At 46.2% G+C, this 16,507-nt stretch carries 12 protein-coding genes and 1 riboswitch; of the genes, 5 read left to right on the forward strand and 7 right to left on the reverse strand.

Annotated features, from left to right (window positions below; translation table 11 throughout):
• The 6 genes from mshL to ACUALS_RS12475 form a co-directional block, all read right to left on the reverse strand.
• The gene (mshL, locus tag ACUALS_RS12450; protein ID WP_269978588.1) at window positions 1–1,635 is read right to left on the reverse strand and encodes a pilus (MSHA type) biogenesis protein MshL; all 1,635 of its coding nucleotides are present in this window, start codon (window positions 1,633–1,635) and stop codon (window positions 1–3) included.
• A 15-nt stretch (window positions 1,636–1,650) separates the two neighbouring features.
• Complete coding sequence (locus tag ACUALS_RS12455) at window positions 1,651–1,974, reverse strand: MSHA biogenesis protein MshK (RefSeq protein WP_052238263.1); 324 nt, start codon at window positions 1,972–1,974, stop codon at window positions 1,651–1,653.
• A complete protein-coding gene (gene gspM / locus ACUALS_RS12460; protein ID WP_038191664.1) occupies window positions 1,967–2,617 on the reverse strand; it encodes a type II secretion system protein GspM in 651 nt (216 codons plus the stop codon). Before gspM ends, ACUALS_RS12455 begins: the two co-directional genes overlap by 8 nt.
• Window positions 2,614–4,053 (reverse strand): MSHA biogenesis protein MshI, encoded by a 1,440-nt coding sequence (locus ACUALS_RS12465; protein WP_454448457.1) that lies wholly within the window; start codon window positions 4,051–4,053, stop codon window positions 2,614–2,616. The genes gspM and ACUALS_RS12465 overlap by 4 nt, the downstream gene beginning before the upstream one ends.
• A 13-nt stretch (window positions 4,054–4,066) precedes the next feature.
• A complete protein-coding gene (gene csrD, locus ACUALS_RS12470) occupies window positions 4,067–6,064 on the reverse strand; it encodes an RNase E specificity factor CsrD (protein ID WP_454448458.1) in 1,998 nt (665 codons plus the stop codon).
• A 156-nt stretch (window positions 6,065–6,220) separates the two neighbouring features.
• Entirely contained in the window at window positions 6,221–6,754 is a 534-nt protein-coding gene (locus ACUALS_RS12475) for a single-stranded DNA-binding protein (protein WP_038140437.1), read from the reverse strand.
• Window positions 6,755–7,029: 275 nt separating this feature from the next.
• On the opposite strand from ACUALS_RS12475, the gene ACUALS_RS12480 reads away from it, so the two are divergent.
• The 4 genes from ACUALS_RS12480 to ACUALS_RS12495 all read left to right on the forward strand — a co-directional run bounded on the left by ACUALS_RS12480 (window position 7,030) and on the right by ACUALS_RS12495 (window position 13,476).
• Entirely contained in the window at window positions 7,030–7,677 is a 648-nt protein-coding gene (locus ACUALS_RS12480; protein WP_038140438.1) for a LuxR C-terminal-related transcriptional regulator, read from the forward strand.
• Window positions 7,678–7,793: 116 nt separating this feature from the next.
• Window positions 7,794–8,669: a UTP--glucose-1-phosphate uridylyltransferase GalU gene (galU, locus tag ACUALS_RS12485; RefSeq protein ID WP_454448459.1), complete on the forward strand. Its 876-nt coding sequence runs from the start codon at window positions 7,794–7,796 to the stop codon at window positions 8,667–8,669.
• Window positions 8,670–8,800: 131 nt separating this feature from the next.
• The gene (gene uvrA, locus ACUALS_RS12490) at window positions 8,801–11,623 is read left to right on the forward strand and encodes an excinuclease ABC subunit UvrA (RefSeq protein ID WP_454448460.1); all 2,823 of its coding nucleotides are present in this window, start codon (window positions 8,801–8,803) and stop codon (window positions 11,621–11,623) included.
• Window positions 11,624–11,691: 68 nt separating this feature from the next.
• Window positions 11,692–13,476, forward strand: coding sequence for a PglL family O-oligosaccharyltransferase (locus tag ACUALS_RS12495; RefSeq protein WP_454448461.1), 1,785 nt, complete (start codon window positions 11,692–11,694; stop codon window positions 13,474–13,476).
• A gap of 29 nt (window positions 13,477–13,505) precedes the next feature.
• On the opposite strand, the gene ACUALS_RS12500 is transcribed toward ACUALS_RS12495, so the two are convergent.
• On the reverse strand, window positions 13,506–14,627 hold the full coding sequence (locus ACUALS_RS12500) for a pyridoxal-phosphate-dependent aminotransferase family protein (protein ID WP_454448462.1): 1,122 nt from the start codon (window positions 14,625–14,627) through the stop codon (window positions 13,506–13,508).
• 226 nt (window positions 14,628–14,853) lie between these two features.
• A riboswitch (Lysine riboswitch) is annotated at window positions 14,854–15,031 on the forward strand.
• Window positions 15,032–15,138: 107 nt separating this feature from the next.
• Here ACUALS_RS12500 and lysC point away from each other — a divergent pair.
• A complete protein-coding gene (gene lysC / locus ACUALS_RS12505; protein ID WP_038191674.1) occupies window positions 15,139–16,491 on the forward strand; it encodes a lysine-sensitive aspartokinase 3 in 1,353 nt (450 codons plus the stop codon).
• Window positions 16,492–16,507 lie beyond the last annotated feature (16 nt).

Genomic DNA, 16,507 nt, shown 5'->3' on the forward strand with positions numbered 1-16,507 from the left:
TTATTGCTCGTCAGGAAACCACTCTTGAAGCAAATCTCGAGATCGCTCTAATTCCTTTTGCCACGTATTTACACCAACGACGGTAGGCTTGAGTAGGATGACTAATTCGGTTTTTTGCGTCAGCTTCGACGTATTTCGGAATAAATGCCCCAAGACTGGCACATCACCCAACACTGGCACTTTCGACACTTGATCAACAGTGTTGGACTTCATTAAGCCCCCTATCACGACCACGTCTCCATCTTGTGCTCGAATCACCGAGTCAGACTCGCGAATAGAGCTTCGCGCTAACGGCAAAGTAATGCGCGAATCGCCAAAACCAATCTCTTTCACTTGTTCATTAACATCGATAACGGCGGGGTGCACATGCAACAGCACGTTGCCTTGGTCATCGATTTGTGGCGTCACATCAAGAGAAATACCTGAGAAGAAAGGCGTCAACTCCACCTCAGGAGAAGGCTCTGAATTGTCACCGTTACCCACCACACTGGAGAGATCGGTAACGAAGTATTCGTCAGTACCCACTTTGATGACCGCTTTTTGGTTATTTGACGCCGTCACACGCGGGCTAGAAAGGACGTTCAAGTCACCTTGGGTTGCCATAAAGCTCAATACGGCGTCGAAACTGCCGCTCGAGATCACCAAGTTTGATTGCCCACCAAGCAAGGTTCCGATTGCATCTAATCCCGGTAGCACTGCGGGAATAATGCTGCCGCTGGTGTCTTTCACGATGGAGCCCTGACCAATGGTGTAGTTGGTACCATTAGAGCTGAATGCCTTAGACCAATTGATCCCTTGTTGATAACCATCACTCAAGGTGACTTCTAAGATCTTGGCTTCGAGGATCACTTGGCGCTGCATTCTCTGCTGTGACACGCCTAAAAACTCTCGCACTTCGCGGATTTCATCTGGGTAAGCTCTTACCGTAATCACGCTAGCTTGAGGCGTTACCACCACACTCTGCCCCTCTCCACCACCGATCAACTGTGTCACTGCCAGTTGTAATTGAGGCCAAAAATCACTTTCACTGATGGTCTCAATCTCTGTGCCGCCTTTCGCAGAGCTCGTTGAGCGTGAAGAGCTTGAGCTATCAGAAGAGTCAGAAGAGCCGCTGTCAGTATTGGTAATGGTACCGGTAGAGATAGAGGTTAATGAGCGACCTGAACGTTTGAACTGTAGATAGTCAACTGGGATTGTGACGGTGCGCAAGCCGGCTGGGTAGACTTGAATAACATTGCCTGTTTTCACCACATCATAGCCATACATATCTCTGACGACGTTAAGCACCTCATCCAAAGAGACGTCCGTCAAGTTGACTGTAATCGTTCCAGCCACGTCTGGGTGGATTGCTGCACTAAACTCAGTTCCTTTAACTAAACTGGTGAAAAAAGCTTTCGCTGACACTGCATTCGCCTGAATACGAAAGCGCTTTACGGTATCGAATGAAGTAGCACTGTCAGAAGAAAGCTCAGGCATCAGGTCTGCTTCAACAGACGCAGGTAATTGCGCTAAGCTACGACTATTCGCTTCATTGATTGCTTCATTCAATGTTTCTTTCGCCTCTATGGGATCTCTGTGCCCCATGGAGCATCCCATCAACGACGCAATCATCACGGCTACGGCGAGTCTACGCATATAATTCCCAATACCTTACTGTTTTATATCCAAAGAAAAGAGCTCTAACGTCCATTGCTTGCCTTTGCGAGACAGCACGACTCTTTCCGATTCAATGTTATTTACGTAGTAGCCACTGACACGCTCCCCCGCCATGACTACTTTTCCATTCAATATTGCTTTGCAAGGCACGTCGGCACCGCAGACAATACTTTGCAGTTTTGGCAGTCGATAACTGACTGGCTTTTTTGCCGGTTGAGCAACTTTTGGCTTCTGCCAATTTAAAGGTGCCGTCGGGTCCTGCTGCGCCCAAGCCAGTGAAGTATTTACAAGCAGCAGAAAGGCAAAAAATCTAACCACCGATAAACTCCTCTCTCGTGCCAAGGGTGTAGACCTCTAGAATCAAACGCGCACTTGGGTACTCTTCGACTTTATAGCTAAAAGTACGCCAATAGTATTTGACGGGCATAGACTCAAGTGACTCTAAGTATTGAACAATGTCAAAATAGCTGCCTGTCAGCTCAATGCGAACGGGATGTAGATAGTAGCCCGAACCGTGATTGTCATTCTCGCGGCTCACTATCGGCTCTGCGCGCTGTGAAACCAGAGAAACTAACTTGAGTTTCTTAGACTCTCTGAGAACGCTTTCTAAAAGATTTGCCATTTCACTAGGAGAAATCAAATTCTCGATGATGTTCGATAGCTGTTCTGAAAGTAGCTGACTTTCTGTCACTAGCTGCTTATAGCGCATATTGATCTCTTGATCAGGATCTTTAGAGAGCTTGGCCGTCATCAAAAGCACATCCGCTTCCAAACGTTGGCTATTGAGCTTTGTAGTCGAGATTTGTTGCTCAAGCTGTTTCTTGGCTAAATAAGCCGGTTCCACCAAGAGCGTAAAAAGCCCCAATATAATTGCGACAAACCCACACAGTGTGATCAACCACTTTTCTCGAGCAGAGAGCTGAGCAAATTTATCACTGGCTTGCGACCAATAGTGTTTCATTGCTTATCTCCTCGGGTTTTCAACTCAAAGATCACAATGTCTTGATCATTTCGACCAATCTGTAACTTTTCAAACGTTCGCCCTACTAAGTTGAGCTCTGTTTTAAACTGGTTGATCCAATTCGGGATGACTTGTGGCTCCCTTGCGTAACCTTGCAAATCTAAACCCGTACTATCAATCGTAATTGAGTTTAGTGAGATGTCGTTTCGCCCAAGTTGAGCCAACGAACGCATAACGCCCGAATAGCCCATCTGCTGGGCATCGTCATATTCACTAACGGCTTGCAAAGATTGACGCTTGGATTCTATTTCCTGTTCTAATCTTGCTACCGCTGCCACTTTAGCGGGCGTTGGTTGGTGCTTAGCCAAGCGCTGGGTTAATGTATCCACTTGAAGGCGAAACTCAGATTCCTGAGATTTCAGAGCGGATAGCTCACTACTCAAACCACTCTTTTGGGTGACAAGCACACAATAGGCTCCGCCCAATAACAGAGATGTTATCCCCCACCCTAAAGCAACGTTTTTTAACGTAAAGTGTTCTTTCTTTGGTTTTAAGTGGTCTGGGAATAAGTTAACTGATTTGTCACCAACCGCAGCAACACTCTTGAGCAAGATAAGCCCGGACGGCTCTTCTCCCTCAACGAGTGGCGAGGCTTTGACGCTCAAACGTTCAGAAAGCTCAGTGGCGACCGTGGCTTGATCTTCTTCGTCACAGCACACTTTCATCTGGTGTAATGACGCCGAACGCAATTGGGAAGAGAGATAGTCGACTGAGCGTTGGAGCTCCAACGCCAAGCTGTCTAGCTGCAACGCGCTACTCGCAACCCCAGTCAATGGAGAAGCAACTCCGCGAATCGTTCTTTGGAACGCACACTGGCCATCAACAAACGCACTGACTTTAAATTGCCCTTTGTGGCTACGCTGAAGGAGTAAGAACTGTGCTAGCTCCCCTGCAGAGTGAGCCCACACTTCGTCCTCGACCAATATTCGTGTCAGTTCGATATTAAACTGCCCCAAAGCACTGTTAAGAGCCTCGACCAAGTGACGATTGACGACAAAAACTTGTAACTTATTGCCGATTGGTGACGGGGTAAAATCAGCGATGATGTCGCTAACGCGCTCAGAAATCAGATCTTTCAGAAGAAATGGCAATGCCGCAGAGAGTTCTTCTTCCGGCATCGAGGGCTTATCAATTTGATAGGTTTGATATAGGTTTGCGCTCAGCACGACTTGTGCCGACAAATCAGAAACGTCAGCGTCTTTAAGTGCCTTAACTAGGGCATCCTGCCAAGACACACCATCGTAGTTGACTTGACTGGGTAGATTACAGCTTGGTAGCGGCGAAAAAAACAAGGCATGAGGTAAAACAACAACCGTAAGTTGCGTCTGTTTGTGAGCGGTTTGCCTGAATTTACCGAATAAGGATTGCATATTCATTTGTCGTTATTTGTCACCAGCGTTTTCGTCGACCAATTTGTACTTTCTTAAACTCAGCGGTTTGCTTATGCTGAATGTGTTGAGGAATCAGTTGTTTCTCTGATTCAAAATATCGCCCCTGAACCCCATGAACACCAAGTTGAAGCACTGTTTTGTGCTCTTGCTTACTGTCGACTCCGACCGCAATCAGTTTGGTGTTTAAACCCGCGCAAGCCCCAAGCAAGCTACGAATGAACAACTGGTTTTCATGACGCTGATCGATCTGTTTCACTAAACTTCGATGCAACTTCAAGTAGCTAATCGGTAACTCTTTTAAGTAGTAAGTGCTAACAATGGAGCGCCCAGCTTGACCAACCGCTACTTTACAACCTAGACCAGAAATCATTTTAGCGACAGGTCTCATATAATCGAGATGCTTCACTAAACGCGCCTCAGCAAACTCAAAAATCAGCTGTTTTCGCTGCTCAGTAGACAACTGCAATAGCTCATCACGAAACCATTTAAAGTAGGCTCGGTCGGCAAAAGGGACGACATGCAAATTTATAGAGTAACACATTGAATCCTTAGAAACTTTCAAATAACGCAGGATAGTTCTCAATACTGCTTTGTCTAAGATTATTTCGTAACCAACTGATTCAATTGCTGAATTAAAACGGGACGCTTTAATTACCCCCTTTTCTGGATCGTTGATCCTTGCAAACAGTTCACAGTGCTCTAGTTGGTTATCTTGCTGATCATCTAACTGGAAACACGGCTGTGAAAAGACGTGCAACTTGTCAGGCTTCAACACTTGATCGAAAAGCGTGCGCCAACGAACGCTACCTCGTTCTTCCTCTGGACTGACATGCTTGTGGAAGCGGCTCCATGTGTTAGAGCGCTGCAACTGAGCACTCTTAAGTGCCGTTTCTGATTCATCAATAATGCGACCTTGACTTTCGCCTTCCCGATATAAACTGACCCCAATGTGAACCCAGTTTTCTGGATCCAGTACGTCGGGAGGCGTAAGACGGGCTAACTGCTTAATACAGCTTGCAGCAATCGCAGAGACTTCTTTGCTCGATAAACTCGGTGCAAAAATAGCGAAATCAGAATTGTAATAGCGAGATAAGATGACATCAGGGTAACGCTGGATGACTGTGGTCAGACTATCTCCGATCTCAATTAAAAAATCATTGGCGACGGTTTTCCCGTACTCTTCTTTGAGTTGCTCCCAATCATCAATACGAATAAGAAGCACACCGCCATGAGAGCCACTTTCTGAAAGCGCTGCTTCGAGCTTGCTGTCGAATAAAACACGGTTTGCGGTACCAGTCAGCTTATCTAGAAAAGTTTGCGAACGAATGAAGGTATCAAAGCGACTGCGTTCTTGACGAGCGTCTCTTAGCTCTTCAATCAATCGATCAAGCGCTTCACTGGCGGTAAAAGGCCACTCTTTAGGATCGCCTTGCGCATACTCTTCAACCCTTCCCGCGAGGATCATTCTGCCTCGCTCTTCCAGCATCTCAGATCCGCTCAGCTGTTCTTTCAGCCATTTCACCCCTTGCATCAAACAGAAGATAATGAGTACCACCGCTAACGTGATGGACCATAGTGCCTGCATCGAATAGCCGTAGCCAATATAAGGAGGGACCGCTTTAAACCGAATTTGATACCCATCGTTGCGTTCGAGTTGATATTCAACTTGGTAAAGCAGTGCAGGGTCCACTTTCGATGACGTATCTTTGAAGCGATAAATAGTACCGTACGTCGATGCTAGCTCCATTTCGACAATGTTCGACGCCTGCAGCATCTTCGGCATCCAGCGTTGCAGTGAATACGCAGCATCCGGATCTTCCATCTCCTTATCTACTACGTTGACGATCCCCTTGAGAGAATGATCTAAGTATTCTTGACCAAGGCGCTTAAACGACAATGTTCCTCCCAAAAAGAGAATGAACATGGCAATAATCACAATCATAGTGACAAAAGCGACCAAGCGGGTACTCAGTTTTAAGGTAGGGGTATACCTCATAGAAATAGAATTCCTTTTCTAATGCAGCTTCAATAAAGATGGTGCTGAGCTACAAGCGGGCATTGGGCAATTCCACGCTATAACGTTAGGGCAATTGATTACTCTAACTATATAAAAAAGCCGCGATTTTCGCGGCTTTTTTTCAGTTCAGGACTCTTAGAATGGGATGTCGTCGTCAAAATCCATCGGCGGCTCATTGTATTGAGGCTGAGCTTGCTGCTGTTGTGGCTGAGAGTATTGCTGTTGCGGTTGGCTCTGCTGAGCTGCAGGTTGCTGAGGCTGCCCCCAACCTTGCTGTTGAGGTTGACCCATGCCTTGACCTGGAGCACCACCTTGAGCACGGCCACCTAGCATTTGCATTACGCCATTGTAGCCTTGTACTACGACCTCGGTAGTGTAACGGTCTTGACCGCTTTGATCTTGCCATTTGCGCGTCTGCAATTGACCTTCAACATACACTTGTGAGCCTTTACGTAGGTACTCACCAGCCACTTCCGCCAACTTGCCAAACAGTGCCACACGGTGCCACTCTGTTTTTTCACGCTGTTCGCCTGTCGCTTTATCTCGCCATGTTTCAGACGTTGCGATGGTGATATTAGCGACAGCACCACCACTTGGCATGTAACGAACTTCCGGATCTGAACCCAGATTACCGACTAAAATAACTTTGTTTACTCCACGGCTGGCCATGTTTCGCTCCGTCTAAAAATTTAGGTATATTTGAATAGCCCAATAGCATAACACGCTTTGCTTTTGGGACAAAAGCCTGTCTACGTAATGCCTGATCAATCTTCATCGCAATCCAATGAGCAGCTAATTTTTCGAGAAAAATCAAAGATTATTTTGGGTGAGCGATAAGTTAATTACTTATCCGCTTGAAACTAAACGCAATGATTCAACCTTGATTCGCTCTGATCGAAAAAATCCTTCAAGCTCATTCCATAAACTAAAATCACAAAGGTTTTATTATGAAGAATAGTTATATGCGTACCATTCATTTCTTATGTGAAGATAAGAAGGTTACTCATCCGATAGTTCAAAAAATAGAACAAGCGTTAGAGATCAACATTCCCTATATCGAACCGCAAGATCTTATGCTCGCACTCCAAACGAGCAAACATCGCATTTTGATGATCGACCACCATGACTATTCTCGTCTGAATAATCAGATACGCGATCTTCCACTGGCAAACAAAACCTTTGAAAACATCGTCATTAATGTTCAATGCCGCTTAACCACAGATGAAATCCTCAATTTTGGTCATCTAAAAGGGTTGTTCTATGAAAACGACTCCGTAGAGGTAATCAGTAAAGGCTGTAGCGAAATTATCAACGGACAGAACTGGCTACCTCGCAAGGTCGCCGCACAACTGTTATTTCACTACCGCAACATGGTAGAAACTCAGTCAGCACCAGTTACCGTTGATCTCACCACTCGCGAAATCCACATATTAAGAAGTTTAATGACAGGTGCTTCCAATAGCCAAATAGCAGAAGACCAATTTATTAGTGAGTTCACCGTCAAATCCCATCTTTATCAGATATTCAAAAAGTTGTGCGTAAAAAATCGAGTACAAGCTGCCGCTTGGGCAAAGCAACACCTGTTGTCTTAATTTTACTACGCACGTAAAATTTCATTACTTTGGGCGAATGGATCGATGATCACTTCGCCCAAAGCATGTTATTGTCGCGTCAGCTAATTTTCGAATAAAAATATATAGGGTTTAACATGATCAAGAAGTGCCTTTTCCCGGCAGCAGGCTACGGTACACGCTTTTTACCTGCCACTAAATCCATGCCAAAAGAGATGATGCCAGTGGTAAACAAACCACTCATTGAGTACGGCGTTGAAGAAGCAATCCAAGCAGGTATGAACGGTATGTGTATCGTTACCGGTCGTGGTAAGCACTCAATCATGGACCATTTCGATAAGAACTACGAGCTTGAGCACCAAATCAGTGGCACCAACAAAGAAGAGCTACTAGTCGATATTCGCGACATTATTGAGAGCGCAAACTTTACCTATATTCGTCAACGTGAAATGAAAGGCCTTGGCCACGCAATTTTAACCGGGCGTGAACTGGTGGGCGATGAACCGTTTGCTGTGGTACTCGCTGATGACCTTTGTGTTAACGAGCAAGAAGGTGTACTTGCACAGATGGTCGCACTCTTCAAGCAGTTCCGTTGCTCTATTGTCGCAGTGCAAGAAGTACCTGAAGATGAAACTCACAAGTATGGCGTGATCTCTGGTGAAATGATCAAAGATGATATCTTCCGTGTTGACGATATGGTCGAAAAACCGGAGCCAGGAACTGCGCCAAGCAACCTTGCCATCATTGGCCGCTACATTCTAACCCCTGATATTTTTGAGTTGATTGAAAATACAGAGCCTGGCAAAGGCGGTGAAATACAAATTACCGACGCTTTGCTTAAACAGGCGCAAGCAGGCTGTGTTCTTGCTTATAAATTTAAGGGCCGACGTTTCGACTGCGGTAGTGTCGAAGGTTATATCGAGGCAACCAATTACTGTTTCGAAAGCCTATACCTGAAAGACTCTAAAAAGTCAGAGCTTGGCAAACAAAAAACGACCAAAGAAGAGGCATAAACCGACGCTTCGTTTAAAAGGCAGCTCATCGAGCTGCCTTTTTTGTTACTGTTTTTTTATCCAGTATTTCTTTGAACATTTCTCACACTATGTAATACTTAGCTGACTAATTTTTGCATTGAGTGATAAGAATGGATCAGATAGAAGTTCGTGGTGCACGCACGCACAACCTGAAAAATATCAATCTTACGATACCAAGAGACAAGCTGATCGTGATTACAGGCTTGTCAGGTTCGGGTAAGTCATCACTAGCCTTTGATACCTTGTACGCTGAAGGCCAACGACGCTATGTAGAATCTCTATCCGCCTATGCTCGCCAATTTTTATCTTTGATGGAAAAGCCTGACGTTGACCACATCGAAGGGTTATCCCCCGCGATTTCTATCGAACAAAAGTCAACCTCACACAACCCAAGATCAACGGTTGGTACCATTACCGAAGTTTACGACTATTTACGACTCCTTTATGCTCGAGTCGGTGAACCTCGATGTCCAGAGCACCACGTTCCCCTCGCCGCCCAAACTGTTTCACAAATGGTAGATAAAGTGCTTGAGCTGCCTGAAGGGGCAAAAATGATGCTGCTCGCTCCGATTGTCAAAGAAAGAAAAGGCGAGCATGTCAAAACGCTGGAAAACTTAGCCGCGCAAGGTTTTATTCGCGCTCGTATTGACGGCGAAACGTGTGATCTCTCTGATCCTCCAACCTTAGAGCTACATAAAAAGCATACTATCGAAGTCGTTGTTGACCGCTTTAAAGTACGCAGCGACTTACAACAAAGATTAGCTGAATCCTTCGAAACTACACTCGAACTGTCCGGTGGTATCGCGGTTGTCGCACCTATGGATGGCACCGGCGACGAAATCGTGTTCTCCGCAAACTTTGCCTGCCCTCATTGTGGGTACAGTATGCAAGAGTTAGAGCCTCGCCTCTTTTCATTTAACAACCCAGCAGGGGCTTGCCACACTTGTGATGGTTTAGGTGTGCAACAGTATTTTGATCCGGCCCGCGTGATAGTCGATGACTCTCTTAGCCTAGCTGAAGGTGCAATTCGAGGTTGGGATCAGAAAAACTACTATTATTTTCAGATGCTCACATCATTAGCGGACCATTACGGGTTTGATCTGCATACCCCGTTCAACGCTTTGCCCAAGAAAACTCGTGACATAATTTTAACCGGGTCTGGACGTACAGAAGTCGAGTTTAAATACATCAACGACAGAGGCGACATTCGGGTAAAACGTCATCCATTTGAAGGGATATTAAATACCTTGGAGCGTCGTTATCGAGATACCGAATCTAACGCCGTACGTGAAGACTTGGCCAAGTATATCTCAACAAAAACCTGCTCAAGCTGTGATGGAAGCCGACTTCGCTTAGAAGCTCGAAATGTTTTTATAGGCAATACGACTTTGCCAGAAATCGTTGAGCTAAGTATTGCTGATGCACTGAACTTTTTCTCTTCGCTACAGTTAGAAGGTCAACGCGCTCAAATCGCGGAAAAAGTGATGAAAGAGATTAATGACCGCCTTCAGTTTTTAGTTAATGTAGGACTCAATTACTTAAACCTTTCTCGCAGTGCAGAGACCTTATCCGGTGGCGAAGCGCAGCGCATTCGACTCGCAAGCCAAATTGGTGCGGGTTTAGTGGGTGTTATGTATGTACTCGATGAACCTTCGATTGGCTTACACCAACGAGATAATGAACGCCTACTAAAAACACTGACTCACCTTCGTGACTTGGGTAACACCGTCCTTGTTGTGGAACATGATGAAGACGCAATCCGCATGGCTGACCATGTCATTGATATCGGCCCAGGTGCTGGCGTTCACGGAGGTACGGTCGTAGCAGAAGGCACAATGGAACAAATTGTAGCGAATCCAAACTCTCTCACTGGCCAGTACTTGAGTGGCACCAAGGAAATTGCTGTACCAAAGGAGCGTACAGCACGAAATCCTAAGAAAACGGTACAATTGCTCGGTGCATCAGGAAACAACCTAAAAGACGTTACATTAGAGATTCCTGTTGGCCTTTTTAGCTGTATTACGGGTGTTTCAGGATCAGGAAAGTCAACACTAATCAATGATACCTTCTTTAAAATTGCCCACACCCAACTTAACGGTGCGACGACGGCGGTACCCGCACCGTACAAAAAAATCAAAGGGCTTGAGCATTTTGACAAGGTGATCGACATCGACCAAAGTCCGATCGGTCGAACGCCTCGTTCAAACCCAGCAACTTATACGGGTATTTTTACCCCGATTCGTGAACTATTCGCGGGTACGCAAGAGTCCCGCTCTCGAGGTTACAAACCTGGCCGATTTAGCTTTAACGTGCGTGGTGGCCGATGCGAAGCGTGTCAAGGCGACGGTGTTATCAAAGTGGAAATGCATTTCCTACCTGACGTCTATGTACCGTGTGATGTCTGCAAGGGTAAGCGCTATAACCGAGAAACCTTGGAAGTACGCTACAAAGGCAAAACCATTGATGAAGTACTCGAAATGACAGTAGAAGATGCTCGCGAGTTTTTTGACCCAGTACCTGTCATCGCGCGCAAGTTGCAAACTCTCATTGATGTCGGTCTGTCCTATATTCGCTTAGGTCAAGCCGCTACGACGCTATCTGGCGGTGAGGCTCAGCGAGTGAAATTGGCGCGTGAGCTCTCGAAACGAGATACGGGCAAAACCTTGTACATTCTGGATGAGCCAACCACTGGATTGCATTTCCATGATATTCAACAGCTACTCACGGTACTACATCGTCTGCGAGACCATGGTAATACTGTGGTCGTCATTGAGCATAACCTAGACGTCATAAAGACCGCAGACTGGATTGTGGACTTAGGCCCAGAAGGTGGTCAAGGAGGCGGTGAAATTGTCGCTCAAGGAACACCTGAAGATGTGTCGTTGGTCGAAGGTTCTCATACGGCAAGGTTCCTTAAGCCTATGTTAAAATAACAATTAATAGTAAAGTAAACAGGCCAGTGTCATTCTCACTGGCCTGTTTTTATTAGGATATGGACCCCATGGCTACCACACACGTTTCCGGGACAAAACTAGCAAAGCAAAAACCAAAGGTACCGCTGAATAAACCCTTCTTGGTCGCATTTGGCGCCATCTACATCATCGCAATGCACTTTTTTATGCCTAACCCCGGGGGGGCTGGGTTGGCGCTTTCATTCAACCCGACCACTTGGCTCGCACTCAGTTTTGCTCTCGCTATTGGCCTTTATCAAGTCGGAACCGAGGGAGCCTTGCGTTACAACAAGCTCACGATTGCTTTCTTCATTTGCTGTCTGCTTATCACGTTACCTGTTTTCTATCCAAATTCGGTTGTGGAGCTCTCTATTGGCAAGTTAACTGGCTTATGGGCAGGCTATCTGCTGTTCGTCGTCTTGCAACAGTTTCGTTTCAGCAATAAACAGAAGCAGCGCTTGCTATGGTTCATCGTCATCGCCGTTACCATTGAAGCTCTCTTTGGTTGGGTGCAATACTTACTATTAGAGCCCGACAACCTTATTGGCTACAACACGGTAATCAACCGCCCTTATGGAATTTTTCAGCAGCCCAATGTCATGGCAACTTTTCTCGCAACAGGGCTTGCTATATCAGGCTACCTACTAACGCGACAACCGATTAAATATCAAACCAAAATCAGTGATGTTGCACTTCTGTATGTAATCCCTGCACTCACCGTCCCCCTACTTATAGTACTTGCGTCGCGAACGGGATGGCTAAGTGCGATTCTTGTGATCCTAGGGGTACTGCCTTATCTCTACAGATTCGCAACCAAGAAACGTTTTTGGGGTTGGGTTATCTCACTCAGTTTAGGGATGATGCTGGGCTTGATACCAAATATCGCTCAACATAATGTAGATTCACCCAAAAACCTATCGGCTCAAAAAGTAAACCTTAAAAGTCCAAGGGAATACCACATTCCTCAAGCGCTAGATATGCTAATCGAGAAGCCGTTTTCCGGATATGGTTATGGCAAATTTGAGTCTGAATACATTGTCTATAGCGCTCGCCAACATCAACTTAATCCAGAGTATCATCCAGGCCTCCCCGCTCTTGACCATCCACACAACGAGCTCTTGTATTGGGGCGTTGAAGGTGGCTTAGTGCCAATACTGGCTATTTTCTTAGCGGCCACTCTAGTATTGATAAGGGTCTATCAAGGTAAAAAAGGCACCCGGTTGGCGCTCTTTGCGTTGTTCATTCCAATTGTGCTGCATTCGCAGTTGGAATACCCCTTCTATCACTCGGCGATCCATTGGATCACCTTCATCACTCTACTCTATTGGGTTGACCAAAGAGCCAATAAGTATCGGAGCGTGACCTTTAGTTTTGTTTCTCAAACTGGACTGCGTGTGTCCAGTTTGGTAATGCCCATCTTAGTTAGCTTTTATATGGTGAGTGCCCTGCATACCAATTACATTCTCACTCAGTTTGAAAAGTCTAACCCAAAAGATCCTGAGATTTTGAATCAAGTCACCAACCCAATTGCATGGCAAGATCGATATGACTGGGACATTTACAGCACTTATCTCAATATTGGCCTGTATAAACATGACCCTGAGTTTATTCAGCCATACATCGACTGGTCACTGGAGATCATCAAAAACAAACCAAGGCCCGCTTTCTATAACAACCTGATCCTGGCTTATCAAGGTATTGGCGAAGAAGAGAAAGCGCAGCAGATCCGAAGTGAAGCACAGTTCCTATTCCCAAATCGCGACTTTAGTGAAGTGCAGTATGTTCCACCAAACATCGACGCACTGGCCACAGAGGCAAGTAAACCAGCAGAATAAAGAAAGGCGACCTTAGGTCGCCTTGTCATTCATTGAGTCATTGACTCTTCTAGTGCTCTCAAACAAAGAGCGACATTCTCCGATCTCGCTCCGTATCCCATTAGGCCGATACGCCAAGCTTTTCCTGCGAGAGCACCTAAGCCCGCGCCAATTTCTAGATTATAAGTATCAAGCAAGTGGCTACGCACTTTAGCCTCGTCTACCCCTTGAGGTACGTAAATTGCGTTCAACTGAGGCAAACGAGATCGCTCCTCAACAACAAATTCAAAACCCAGCTTCTCTAATCCAGCTTTTAGCTTTTCGTGCATCTCGAGATGGCGTTGCCAAGCGTTTTCTAACCCTTCATTTTGCAAAATGAGCAGAGATTCATGAAGCGCATAAAGGCTATTAACAGGTGCAGTGTGATGGTAGCTGCGCTTGCCTTCCCCGCTCCAATACCCCAACACAAGGCTTTGATCAAGGAACCAACTCTGGACTGGTGTCTTTCTCGCTTGGATTTTATCAATGGCTGCTTGGGAGAGTGTCACTGGCGATAAACCTGGCACACACGACAAACATTTCTGGCTACCGGAATAAACCGCATCCAACTGCCACTCATCAACTTTTAGTGGAACGCCACCTAAAGACGTTACCGCGTCCACAATCGATAACACGCCGTGCTGCTTAGCGAGCTTACCGAGAGCCTCTGCATCACTGCAAGCACCTGTCGAGGTTTCAGCATGAACAAAAGCAAGAATCTTCGCATCTGGGTTGGCTTTCAGAGCCTGTTCCACTTTCTCTACCGAGACCGGTGCGCCCCACTCGTCGTCAACAAGCTCAACCACACCGCCTGCACGGACGACGTTTTCTCTCATGCGCTCGCCAAATACGCCATTTCGACAAACAATTACTTTGTCACCTGGCTCAATCAAATTGACGAAGCAAGTTTCCATTCCTGCACTCCCGGGCGCAGAAACTGCAATCGTGAATTCATTTTCCGTTTGGAATGCATACTTAAGTAGCTGCTTAAGTTCGTCCATCATCTTGATAAATAGAGGATCCAAGTGACCAACCGTTGGACGACTCAACGCCTGCAGCACTTGAGGTGAAATGTCCGAAGGTCCCGGTCCCATCAGGATACGGTGAGGTGGAATAAAACTTTGAATCGTCATTGGCAGCTCCTTTTGCAAACTATTTTATTGTTCTGTTGAAGGTTATTGATTCACCTTAATCCAATTCAAACGCCTCAGCAATTAGCCCAAAGTCTTGAGGTCAAACCAGTGTCACAAGTTTGTTAATTTACCAAGAGCATAAAGTTACAAAATACCGTTGACATTGGTCACATAAAAACGTTCAATGCTGGATAGGTGGCGAATATTTATGCCACGCAACTTAAATTGTTGCAGAAGAGGAGCACTGCCCAGGTAGATGTGTCGTGGAACCACAATTCCGAGACAACACATTGAGGGGGAGCAGTGCCGAGGTAAACCAAAAGTGTGGTTTTGGTTTGTCGGTTGACTTGGGTTGAGTCCCATCAACTGTCATCAGCACAGCCTGATGATGAGCTTCTGAGGTCAATAGCATTTCAAAAATACCTCTTTTTCGCTCATTCTCTCTTCAAGCAAACATCGGATGTTGGGTTAACCCCCAGTTTTATTTTCAGGAAGTCGTGGGAGAAATGCCGTGGGCAGTTTCAATGTTGCTAAGTTTGGTGGGACAAGTGTTGCAAATTTTGAGGCGATGAGTCGCTGTGCAGCCATTATCGAATCAAACCCCAATACCAAATTAGTTGTTAGCAGTGCGTGTTCAGGTGTCACCAACTTATTGGTCGAGTTAGCCAATGGTGTGCAAGACCAAACACATCGAAGTGAAATATTAACCAAACTGGCTGAGATCCATAATGCTGTTTTGGACCAACTCGAAGATTCAACCCAGGCTGCAGCCGAGGTCTACACCATTCTAGATACGGTGACGAGCCTTGCAGAAGCCGCTTCAATCCAAGCTAGCCGTAAGCTCACAGACCACTTAGTCGCGTGTGGTGAGCTGATGTCGACTCACCTGCTTACCCAATTAATGAGAGAGCGAGGAATCGCCGCCACACGTTTCGATATTCGAGATGTACTGCGCACCGACAGCAACTTTGGCAAAGCAGAACCAGAGCTAGATAGCATCCGTCAGCTTGCCGAAGAAAAGCTCATTCCACTATGCCAAGAATCCGTAGTGATCACTCAAGGCTTTATCGGCTCAGACGCAGAAGGCAATACGACAACCCTAGGTCGCGGCGGCAGTGACTACAGCGCCGCACTGATTGCGGAGGCGGTTGAAGCGTCAGGCTTGGAGATTTGGACTGACGTTCCCGGTATCTACACCACCGATCCTCGTATCGCACCGAAAGCGTCTCCAATCCCAGAAATCAGCTTTAGCGAAGCCTCTGAGATGGCAAACTTTGGCGCGAAGATCTTACACCCATCGACTCTCGTTCCGGCACTGCGTCATGATATTCCAGTTTTTGTCGGCTCATCAAAAGAGCCAGAAAAGGGCGGGACTTGGATTCGCCATCAAGTGGAGAGCTCACCGCTATTTCGTGCATTAGCCCTTCGCTGCAACCAGACAATGGTGACACTACGCAGCGCAAAAATGTTCCACGCATACGGCTTTTTAGCCCGTGTTTTTGAGATTCTAGCCAAGCACAAGGTATCGGTGGATTTAATCACGACCTCAGAGATCAGCGTCTCACTCACATTGGATCAAACTGATACCTCAGGCGGAGCGCCTCAGCTGCCGGAAGCCGCTCGTATTGAGTTAGAAGAGCTATGTAGCGTCGACGTAGAGCACAACTTATGTCTGGTAGCGCTTATCGGCAACAACATGAGCGAAAGTAAAGGCTACGCGAAGCAAGTCTTTGGCACATTAGAAGACTTCAATCTACGCATGATCTGTTACGGTGCAAGTCCGCACAACCTCTGCTTCCTAGTGCATGAGTCCGTCTCAAAGCAAGCCATTCAAAAGCTGCACACTGAGTTGTTTGAGGGCTAAGAAAAACAAAAGGTTG

The sequence above is a fragment of the Vibrio sp. NH-7 genome, assembly GCF_053643215.1.

What these genes read in the sequence shown, in the direction of transcription:
- mshL (WP_269978588.1), bottom strand. Translation starts at nt 1,635, where the DNA reads ATGCGTAGACTCGCCGTAGCCGTGATGATTGCGTCGTTGATGGGATGC.
- gspM (WP_038191664.1), bottom strand. Translation starts at nt 2,617, where the DNA reads ATGAAACACTATTGGTCGCAAGCCAGTGATAAATTTGCTCAGCTCTCT.
- ACUALS_RS12465 (WP_454448457.1), bottom strand. Translation starts at nt 4,053, where the DNA reads ATGAATATGCAATCCTTATTCGGTAAATTCAGGCAAACCGCTCACAAA.
- csrD (WP_454448458.1), bottom strand. Translation starts at nt 6,064, where the DNA reads ATGAGGTATACCCCTACCTTAAAACTGAGTACCCGCTTGGTCGCTTTT.
- ACUALS_RS12475 (WP_038140437.1), bottom strand. Translation starts at nt 6,754, where the DNA reads ATGGCCAGCCGTGGAGTAAACAAAGTTATTTTAGTCGGTAATCTGGGT.
- galU (WP_454448459.1), top strand. Translation starts at nt 7,794, where the DNA reads ATGATCAAGAAGTGCCTTTTCCCGGCAGCAGGCTACGGTACACGCTTT.
- uvrA (WP_454448460.1), top strand. Translation starts at nt 8,801, where the DNA reads ATGGATCAGATAGAAGTTCGTGGTGCACGCACGCACAACCTGAAAAAT.
- ACUALS_RS12495 (WP_454448461.1), top strand. Translation starts at nt 11,692, where the DNA reads ATGGCTACCACACACGTTTCCGGGACAAAACTAGCAAAGCAAAAACCA.
- ACUALS_RS12500 (WP_454448462.1), bottom strand. Translation starts at nt 14,627, where the DNA reads ATGACGATTCAAAGTTTTATTCCACCTCACCGTATCCTGATGGGACCG.